Below are 6,192 nucleotides of genomic sequence, written 5' to 3' on the forward strand. Positions count from 1 at the left end.
CGGCTTTGCGGGTCTATCCCACACGCCTGGCCATCGGCTTCGCCGCCGCCGGCGCCCTGCCGGCGCTGGCCGCCGCCCTGGCCGCGCCCAGGCTGTGGAGCGCGGCCGCCGCCTGGGTGCTGCTGACCGCCGGCCTGATGCTGGCCGACCTGCTGCTGGCCGCGCCGCCCTCGCGCCTGCGGCTGACGGCCCGCCCGCCCGTGGCGCTCGGCCTGTCGCGCCCGGCGGACCTGCCCATCGAGCTTGCCTTTGAAGGTCCCGGGCCCCGGTCCGCCGAGGTCGCGGTCGGCGTCAACGAACGCCTGGCCGCCGATCCGCCGCGCCAGCGGGTCCGCCTGGAGGGCGGCCGGGCCGCAGCCACCGTCCGCCTCGATCCGGTGCGCCGCGGGGAAGGGCGCATCGAGGGGCTCTGGGCGCGCTGGCGCGGGCCGCTGGGCCTCGTCTGGCTGCAGCGGACCGAGGCCGATCCCAGGCCGATCCCGATCACCCCCGACATCCAGCGGGTCAAGGACCAGGCCTTCCAGCTGTTCTCGCGCGACGCCCTCTTCGGCCTGCGCGCCCAGATGGAGACCGGCGAGGGCGGCGACTTCCACGCGCTGACCGATTTCCAGACCGGCATGGACCTGCGCGCCATCGACTGGAAGCAGAGCGGCCGGCACAACAAGCTGGTCGCCCGCGAGTTCCGCACCGAGCGAAACCACCACGTCATCGTCGCCATCGATTCCGGGCGGCTGATGAGCGCGCCGGCGCCGCGCGGCTCGCGCCTCGACCAGGCGATCGACGCGGGCCTGCTGCTCGCCTTCGCCAGCCTGAAGCTCGGCGACCGCGTCGGGCTGTTCGCCTTCGACGCCCATCCGCGGGTCTCCAGCGGCGTGGTCGCCGGCGCCCAGGCCTTCCCGCTGATCCAGCGCCTGGCCGCGGCGATCGACTATTCGAGCGAGGAGACCAACTTCACCCTGGGCCTCACCACGCTCGCCGGCCGCCTCGACCGCCGCGCCCTGGTGGTGGTGTTCACCGACTTCGCCGACCCCACCAGCGCCGAGCTGATGATCGAGAACGTGGGCCGGCTGATGAAGACCCACCTGGTGCTCTTCGTGGTGTTCCGCGATGAGGAGCTGGAGGCCCTGGCCGAGGCCGAGCCCGTCGAGCCGGACGACGTCTCGCGCGCGGTGATCGCCGCGGGCCTTTCGCGCCAGCGCGAGATCGTCATCGGCCGCCTGCAACGGCTCGGCGCGCGGCTGGTCGACGCCCCGTCTCGCGCCGGGACCGACGACCTGGGCCTGGCGCTCATCGACGCCTATCTCGACGTCAAGCGGCGGGACCTGATCTGATGGCCGAGCTGCAACTCAAGAGCCATCGTTTCCGCGACGAGCGCGAGGCCGACTGGCGACGGCTGGAAAGCCTGCTCGCCCGCGTCGAAAAGGGCGGCGCGCGCAAGCTCAAGCGCGACGAGCTGGTGGAGATGCCGGTGCTCTACCGCCAGGCCCTGTCGTCGCTGTCGGTGGCCCGGGCCATTTCGCTCGATCAGGAGCTGACCGCCTACCTGGAGAGCCTCTGCACCCGGGCCTATTTCTTCGTCTACGGCGTCCGGGCGCGCCCGCTGGAGCGGCTGGCCGCCTTCCTGGTCTACGATCTGCCCGCCGCGGTCCGGGCGCTCTGGCGCGAGACCCTGGTCTCGGCGACGCTCACCGTCGCCGGCGCGGTCACCGCCTACCAGCTGGTGCGCCGTGACCCGGACTGGTTCTACAGCTTCATCCCGGGGCAACTCGCCCAAGGGCGCGAACCCACCGCCACCACGGCCTTCCTGCGTGGCACCCTCTATCAGAAGCCCGATGCGCACGATTCGCTGGCGACGCTCGCCACCTTCCTGTTCACCCACAACTCGCAGGTGGCGCTGTTCGCCTTCGCCCTGGGGTTCGCGCTGTGCCTGCCGACCGCGGGGCTGATGCTCTACAACGGCTGCATGCTGGGCGCCTTCCTGGCCCTGTTCGTCAGCCACGGCCTGGGCTTTTCGGCGACCGGCTGGCTGATGATCCACGGGGTCACCGAGCTTTCCGCCGTGACGCTGGCCGGAGCGGCGGGCTTCTCCATCGGCTGGGCGGTGGCCTTCCCGGGCGAGAGGCGGCGCATCGACGCGGCCGCCGACGCCGGCCGCCAGGCCGCGACCGTCATGGGCGGCGTGGTCCTGATGCTGTTCGTGGCCGGCCTGCTGGAGGGCTTCGCCCGCCAGCTGATCACCAACGACGTCGCCCGCCTGTCGGTGGCCGCCGCCACCGCCGTCGCCTGGGTCCTCTACTACTACGGCCCGTGGACAAGGCGCGCGCCATGACCGTGACCGACGCCGGTTCCGGCCGCCCGGGTCGCAAGACCCGCAAGCCCCGCGCGCCGCTGATCCGCCGCCGCCCGTGGAACGAGGGCTGGCGCGAGCTGGTGACGCCCGAGGGCGTGGACCTGCGCCTCAGGATCGGCGCGTTCAGCGAGCGCTGCGCAGCCTTCGTCATCGACGTGGCGATCATGCTGGCCGGCCTGATCGTTGTCAGCCTTCTGCTGGCGCTGGTCGCCTGGCGGACGAAGTGGGCCTTCACCGGCGACGCGGCGCTGATCCTGTGGCTGCTGGGCTCCTTCCTGCTGCGCAATTTCTACTTCATCGGCTTCGAGCTGCGCGCCGGCGCCGCCACGCCCGGCAAGCGGGCGCTGGGCCTGCGGGTCGCCGCGCGCGACGGCGGCCGGCTCACCGCCAACGCCGTCTTCGCGCGCAATGCGCTGCGCGAGCTGGAGGTCTTCCTGCCGGCCAGCTTCCTGTTCGCCAGCGGCATGGGCGTGGACGCCGGCCTGATCGCCCTGGGCGGGATCTGGAGCGGGGTCTTCGTGCTGTTCCCGCTGTTCAATCACGACCGCCTGCGGCTGGGCGACCTGGCGGCCGGGACCATGGTGGTCAAGGCGCCGCGCCGGGTCCTGCGGCCCGACCTCGCCGGCCCGGCCGTGGGCGCCGCCATCGGCCCGACCTTCAGCGAAGCCCAGCTCGACGCCTACGGCATCAAGGAGCTGCACGCCCTGGAGGAGGTGCTGCGCCGCGGCGAGCGCAAGACCGTCGCCCAGGTGGCCGAGCGCATCCGCAAGAAGATCGGCTGGGAAGGCCCGCTCGACCTTTCCGACCGGGCCTTCCTCAACGCCTACTACGCCGCCCTGCGGGCGCGCCTGGAGACGCGCCTGCTGTTCGGCCACCGCAAGGCCGACAAGTTCGACCGGGGCGGAACGCCCCAGGCCTAGTCGAACAGCGCCGCCAGCCCCTCGGGACCCACGCCCTCGCGGACGCGGCGCAGCTCCATGTAGAGCACCGCCCCGGCGGTGGCCCCGATCAGGCCGCTCGCTGTCTGCATCAGCGGCAGCACGATCAGCCGGGTCAGGAACGGGAAGCCGCCCAGGCTGATGATGTTGGTGAGGCCGCCGACGATGCCGAACACCAGCTCCACCACCAGAATCGCCACGATGAAGATGCAGAACAGGCCCAGGATCCGCCAGCGGTTGCCCCGGGTCAGGGCCGCGCTGCGCCCGAACACGTCCATGATGTTGGGCCGTTCGACCACGAAGATCGGCACGACCACGCACCAGGCCAGGGCCAGCATCACCCCCGGCACGATCAGCAGGATGAACCCGATCCCGACCGCCAGGCCGGTGAGGATGCCGATCGCCACCAGCGGGATGAAGGCATAGAGCCCGGCCCGCAGGCTGTCGGCCACCGACACCGGCCGGCCGTTGAGGTCGCTGGCCGCGGCATAGATGATCGTCGCCTGCAGGATCAGGGACAGCAGGCCCACGATCACGCCGCCCGCCATGGTCCTGGTATAGGCCGCCCAGAAGTTCCCGCTGCCGAAGGCGGTGACCGGATTGCCGGTGATGAGGTTGACCACCGCATAGGGAATCCCGACCAGGATCACGGCCAGGATCGCGAAGGTCACGAAGTGCCGGCCCAGAACTTGGAACAGTTCCTGGATCACCCGGCCGATATCGATTTTGCCTGAAGTATCGCCTGCGAGGCTCATGAAGTCCCCCTCTGCCGCAGCGCCTGGACCGGACGCTAACCGGTGTTATCCGCCATTGCCAAGCACGAACGGCGTGGGCCAGATGGACGGCCGTGCTCGCACGCAGCGAAATTCAGGCTTACGGACAGCGCATGGACATCGGCGTCTTCATCCCCATCGGCAACAACGGCTGGCTGATCTCCGAGACCTCGCCGCAGTACATGCCGAGCTTCGAGCTCAACAAGCAGATCGTGCAGAAGGCGGAGGCCTATGGCTTCGACTTCGCGCTCTCGATGATCAAGCTGCGCGGTTTCGGGGGGAAGACGCAGTTCTGGGAGCACAACCTCGAGAGCTTCACCCTGATGGCCGGTCTGGCCGCCGTGACCAGCCGGATCAAGATCTACGCCACCGCCGCCACCCTCACCCTGCCGCCGGCCATTGCGGCGCGCATGGCGTCCACCATCGATTCCATCGCCGGCCCGGGTCGCTTCGGCATCAACCTGATCACCGGCTGGCAGAAGGCCGAGTACGACCAAATGGGCCTGTGGCCGGGCGAGAGCCACTACAAGGACCGCTACAGCTACCTGGCCGAATACGCGACCGTGCTGAAGGAGCTGATGGAGACCGGCGTCTCCAACTTCAAGGGCCGGTACCTGCAGATGGAAGACTGCCGGGTCAGCCCCAAGCCGCACGACGTGAAGATCATCTGCGCGGGCTCGTCCGACGAAGGCCTGGCGTTCACCGCTCAGTATGCGGACTACAGCTTCGCGCTCGGCAAGGGGACCAATACGCCGACCGCCTTCGCCCCGGTGAACACGAGGCTGGCGTCGGCCAAGGCCAAGACCGGGCGCGATGTAGGCTCGATCATCCTGTTCATGATCATCGCCGACGAGACCGACGAGAAGGCGCTCGCCAAGTGGAAGCTGTACCGCGAGGGGGCCGACCAGGACGCGCTCGCCTGGTTGACCAACCAGGCGGCCCCCAACGCCCAGGGCGGCGCCAACACCAACACCACCCAGCTCGCCGCGCCGGAATCGGCGGTGAACCTCAACATGGGCACCCTGGTCGGCTCCTATGAGAGCGTGGCGCGCATGCTGGACGAGGTCGCCGGCGTCCCCGACACCAAGGGCGTCCTGCTCACCTTCGACGACTTCGTGAAAGGCGTTGAGGACTTCGGGGCCAGGATCCAGCCCAAGATGAAGAGCCGGGCCAATGTCAAAGCTGCCTGAGGCCTCCGGGCCTGACCGCCCGACCATCCCAAGGGACGGCGCGGTCACCCTGCCGGCCCGGCCGGAGAACCTGCCGATCAATCCGGCCGAGACGGCGCTGATCGTAGTCGACATGCAGAACGCCTATGCCTCGGCGGGCGGCTACCTCGACCTGGCCGGCTTCGACATCGAAGGCGCCGCGCCGGTCATCGACCGGATCGCGCTGGCCATCGCGGCGGCGCGGCGCGGCGGGGTGCAGATCGTCTTCTTCCAGAACGGCTGGGACCCGGACTATGCCGAGGCTGGCGGGCCAGGCTCGCCCAACTGGTGGAAGTCCAATGCGCTGAAGACCATGCGCGATCGGCCGGAGTTGGAGGGGACCCTGCTGGCCAAGGGGACCTGGGACTACGCCCTGGTCGACAAGCTCGCGCCGCAGAAGGGCGACATCGTCATTCCCAAGCCGCGCTACTCGGCCTTCTTCAACACCAATCTCGATTCCATGCTGCGCGCTCGCGGCATCAGGAACCTCGCCTTCTGCGGCATCGCCACCAACGTCTGCGTGGAATCCACCCTGCGCGACGGCTATCACCTGGAGTACTTCGGCGTGCTCTTGGAAGACGCCACCCACCAGGCGGGCCCGGCCTACCTGCAGGAAGCCAGCGTCTTCAACGTCGAAAAGTTCTTCGGCTGGGTCAGCAACACCGCCGACTTCTGCGGGACGATCGGCCAGGCCCCGCCAGGGAAATGACCGCGCCGCCCGCCGCCAACTAGGGAGTCCACCTCATGCCCAAGTCCATCGTCCTGCCGCCTGGGACCCAGAAGCCGATCGCGCCGTTCTCGCCGGGGACGCTGGCCGACGGCGTGGTCTACGTCTCCGGGACCCTGGCCTTCGACAAGGACAACAACGTCAACCACGTCGGCGACTGCGAGGCCCAGACGCGGCAGGTGCTGGACACCATCAA

At 69.7% G+C, this 6,192-nt stretch carries 7 protein-coding genes; 6 read left to right on the top strand and 1 reads right to left on the bottom strand.

What is annotated here, in order from left to right; all coding sequences use genetic code 11:
* Positions 1–5: 5 nt before the first annotated feature.
* The 3 genes from VGL85_RS19665 to VGL85_RS19675 are packed head-to-tail and all read left to right on the top strand — an operon-like array spanning position 6 to position 3,270.
* Entirely contained in the window at positions 6–1,331 is a 1,326-nt protein-coding gene (locus tag VGL85_RS19665; RefSeq protein WP_331590713.1) for a DUF58 domain-containing protein, read from the top strand.
* Positions 1,331–2,329 carry a stage II sporulation protein M gene (locus VGL85_RS19670; RefSeq protein ID WP_331590714.1) on the top strand — a complete coding sequence of 333 codons (999 nt, stop codon included), beginning with the start codon at positions 1,331–1,333 and terminating at the stop codon, positions 2,327–2,329. Before VGL85_RS19665 ends, VGL85_RS19670 begins: the two co-directional genes overlap by 1 nt.
* Entirely contained in the window at positions 2,326–3,270 is a 945-nt protein-coding gene (locus VGL85_RS19675; protein WP_331590715.1) for an RDD family protein, read from the top strand. Before VGL85_RS19670 ends, VGL85_RS19675 begins: the two co-directional genes overlap by 4 nt.
* On the opposite strand, the gene VGL85_RS19680 is transcribed toward VGL85_RS19675, so the two are convergent.
* On the bottom strand, positions 3,267–4,043 hold the full coding sequence (locus VGL85_RS19680; RefSeq protein ID WP_331590716.1) for a hypothetical protein: 777 nt from the start codon (positions 4,041–4,043) through the stop codon (positions 3,267–3,269). The genes VGL85_RS19675 and VGL85_RS19680 overlap by 4 nt on opposite strands.
* Before the next feature lie 131 nt (positions 4,044–4,174).
* Here VGL85_RS19680 and rutA point away from each other — a divergent pair, with 131 nt between their 5' ends.
* The 3 genes from rutA to VGL85_RS19695 form a co-directional block, all read left to right on the top strand.
* The gene (gene rutA / locus VGL85_RS19685; RefSeq protein WP_331590717.1) at positions 4,175–5,251 is read left to right on the top strand and encodes a pyrimidine utilization protein A; all 1,077 of its coding nucleotides are present in this window, start codon (positions 4,175–4,177) and stop codon (positions 5,249–5,251) included.
* Complete coding sequence (rutB, locus tag VGL85_RS19690; protein ID WP_331590718.1) at positions 5,235–5,978, top strand: pyrimidine utilization protein B; 744 nt, start codon at positions 5,235–5,237, stop codon at positions 5,976–5,978. The genes rutA and rutB overlap by 17 nt, the downstream gene beginning before the upstream one ends.
* Positions 5,979–6,013: 35 nt before the next feature.
* A partial coding sequence (locus tag VGL85_RS19695; protein WP_331590719.1) for a RidA family protein occupies positions 6,014–6,192 on the top strand: 179 nt, incomplete at its 3' end.

Origin of the sequence: Phenylobacterium sp. (assembly GCF_036501465.1) — a bacterium.
Classification (GTDB): domain Bacteria; phylum Pseudomonadota; class Alphaproteobacteria; order Caulobacterales; family Caulobacteraceae; genus Phenylobacterium.

Bases quoted from the DNA above. Each gene is read 5' to 3' on its own strand.
- VGL85_RS19670 (WP_331590714.1), top strand. From the start codon at position 1,331: ATGGCCGAGCTGCAACTCAAGAGCCATCGTTTCCGCGACGAGCGCGAG.
- VGL85_RS19675 (WP_331590715.1), top strand. From the start codon at position 2,326: ATGACCGTGACCGACGCCGGTTCCGGCCGCCCGGGTCGCAAGACCCGC.
- VGL85_RS19680 (WP_331590716.1), bottom strand. From the start codon at position 4,043: ATGAGCCTCGCAGGCGATACTTCAGGCAAAATCGATATCGGCCGGGTG.
- rutA (WP_331590717.1), top strand. From the start codon at position 4,175: ATGGACATCGGCGTCTTCATCCCCATCGGCAACAACGGCTGGCTGATC.
- rutB (WP_331590718.1), top strand. From the start codon at position 5,235: ATGTCAAAGCTGCCTGAGGCCTCCGGGCCTGACCGCCCGACCATCCCA.